Origin of the sequence: Streptomyces sp. WELS2 (assembly GCF_013870595.1) — a bacterium.
Taxonomy (GTDB): domain Bacteria; phylum Actinomycetota; class Actinomycetes; order Streptomycetales; family Streptomycetaceae; genus Streptomyces.
In genome coordinates, this window is the sequence record NZ_JACBWZ010000897.1 from 1 (window position 1) to 2,355 (window position 2,355).

A 2,355-nucleotide genomic window follows, 5' to 3' on the forward strand; every position below is an offset into this window, starting at 1 on the left:
TCGAACAGCGGGGCGCTGGTCTTGTCGTCGGTGGGCACGCCGAGACTGCGGTGCCGGGTGGGCGTCGGGCGGGCGTGCCGCGAAGGACTCGGCGGTCAGATTCCGTGCGTCTGCAGCCATATCTCCAGCAAAGCCACTTGCCACAGTGCGTTCGCTCCGCGCCTGGTGCGGTGTCGGTCGGGGGCCGCCAGCAGTCCGGCGACGTAGGAGTCCTGGAAGACGCCGCGGCGCTTGGCCTCGGGTGCGCTCAGCGCCTCGCGCACCCGCTCCAGGACGGGTCCGGCCATGTGCGTGATCGCCGGGACCGGGAAGTAGCCCTTGGGACGGTCGACCACCTCGCGGGGCAGCAGTTTGCGGCCGACCTCCTTGAGGACGCCCTTGCCGCCGTCGGCCAGCTTCAGCTCCGGCGGGCAGGCCGCCGCCAGCTCGACCAGTTCGTGGTCCAGGAAGGGCACGCGGGCCTCCAGGCCCCAGTCCATCGTCATGTTGTCGACCCGCTTGACGGGGTCGTCGACCAGCATGACGTGGGTGTCCAGGCGCAGGGCGGCGTCGAGCGCCGTCTGCGCCCCCGGCACCGCCATGTGCTCCCGGACGAACCGGCCGGAGACGTCGTCCCGCGGCAGCATGTCCGGTCGCAGCATCGTGGCGAGGTCGGCGTGCGTCCGGTCGAAGTACGTCTCGGCGTACCTGCGCGGCTCCTCTTCGCGGGCCGCGGACGCCAGTCGCGGGTACCAGTGGTAGCCGGCGAAGACCTCGTCGGCGCCCTGCCCGCTCTGGACCACCTTGACGTTCCGCGACACCTGCTCGGACAGCAGGTGGAAGGCGACCACGTCGTGGCTCATCATGGGTTCGCTCATCGCCGCGACCGCCGCGTCCAGGGCCGTCGACACGCGCCGCGAGGGGACCGTGAACTTCTGGTGATCGGTGGCGAACTCCCTGGCCACCAGGTCGGAGTAGCGGAACTCGTCCCCTTCGTCGCCGCCCTCCGCCTCGAAGCCCACGCTGAACGTCGCCAGGTCCCGCTGCCCCTCGTCGGCCAGCAGGGCCACGATCAGGCTGGAGTCCAGTCCCCCGGACAGCAGGACACCGACCGGGACGTCGGCGACCATCCGGCGCCGTACGGCGGTGCGCAGGGCGTCCAGCACCGCGTCCCGCCACTCGTCGGCGCCCATGCCGGCGTGCTCGGGCCGGCGGGTGTACGACGGCTGCCAGTAGCGGTGTTCCCGGTAGGTGCCGTCCGGCTCGACGACCCGCACGGTGGCCGGGGGCAGCTTGCGCACCCCCGCCAGCACGGTCCGGGGGGCGGCCACGGTCGCGTGCCAGCTGAGGTACTGGTGCAGGGCGGCCGGGTCGAGGGAGGTGTCCACGCCGCCGGCCGCGAGCAGGGCGGGCAGCGAGGAGGCGAAGCGCAGCCGTCCCGGGGTCTGTGCCAGGTACAGGGGTTTGATGCCGAGCCGGTCGCGGCCCAGGACGAGACGGCCGGTGCGGTGCTCGACGAGGGCGAAGGCGAACATGCCGTGGAAGTGGTCCACGCAGGCGGTGCCCCACTGCCGGTAGGCCGCGAGGAGGACCTCGGTGTCGGAGGTGGACGCGAACCGGTGGCCGAGGGCGGTCAGTTCGGCGCGCAGCTCCTGGTAGTTGTAGATGCAGCCGTTGAAGACGCCGGTGATCTCCTGCCCGGTGTCGGTCAGCGGCTGCGCCCCGCGCTCGGAGAGGTCGATGATCTTCAGTCGGCGGTGTCCCAGCGCGACGGCGCCCCGTGACCACACCCCCTCACCGTCGGGTCCGCGGGCGGCGAGCCGGTCGTTCATCCGCTCGACGGCCGCCAGGTCGGGGCGGGTGCCGTCGAAGCGCATCTCTCCGCTCAGGCCGCACATCGGCAACGACCTCCCCACCGCGGGTACGGGTCGCACGGGGTGCGCGGCGGGCCGCCCGCCGGTATGTGGCCGGGACTGATCGACACGGTGGTGCTTCTCCTTTTCGACAAGAGCGGGTACGGGACGGGGCGAGTGCGGGGGTACGGGGATGCCGGGACGCCGCTCGTGTTCAGCGGCCGGCGATCCCGGCCCGGCCGGCCCCGGAGGGGCGGGCGACGGCTCGCCCGGGGGTGGTGAGGTTCCGTGCGGGAGCCGCGGGCCGGCGGCGCGGGTGGTCGTCGCCCCGGGTCTCCGCGATCGCCAGATCGGTGCAGGCGAGCAGGTCCTCCTGTTCGGCGGTGCGGCGCATGCGGTGGGCGGCGCTGCCGGTCGCGAGGGCGCGCTCCGCGAGCTCCCGGACCGTGGTCCAGTCCCCGGCGGCCTCGAGTGCCGGGCGCACCCGTGCCAGCAGGCGCCGTACGACCTGCGCCGCGGGTGC

The 2,355-nt window shown here is 73.5% G+C and carries 1 protein-coding gene and 1 pseudogene; both read right to left on the bottom strand.

Annotation, left to right across the window (positions count from 1 at the left end; genetic code table 11):
- Positions 1 to 95: 95 nt before the first annotated feature.
- Complete coding sequence (locus tag H5J33_RS31435) at positions 96 to 1,877, bottom strand: N-acetylglutaminylglutamine amidotransferase (RefSeq protein WP_181798154.1); 1,782 nt, start codon at positions 1,875 to 1,877, stop codon at positions 96 to 98.
- Between the two features lie 169 nt (positions 1,878 to 2,046).
- Positions 2,047 to 2,355, bottom strand: a pseudogene (locus tag H5J33_RS31440) (glutamate--cysteine ligase); the annotation flags it as partial.

Excerpts from the sequence above, each read along its gene's own strand:
- H5J33_RS31435 (WP_181798154.1), bottom strand. The coding sequence starts at position 1,877 with ATGTGCGGCCTGAGCGGAGAGATGCGCTTCGACGGCACCCGCCCCGAC.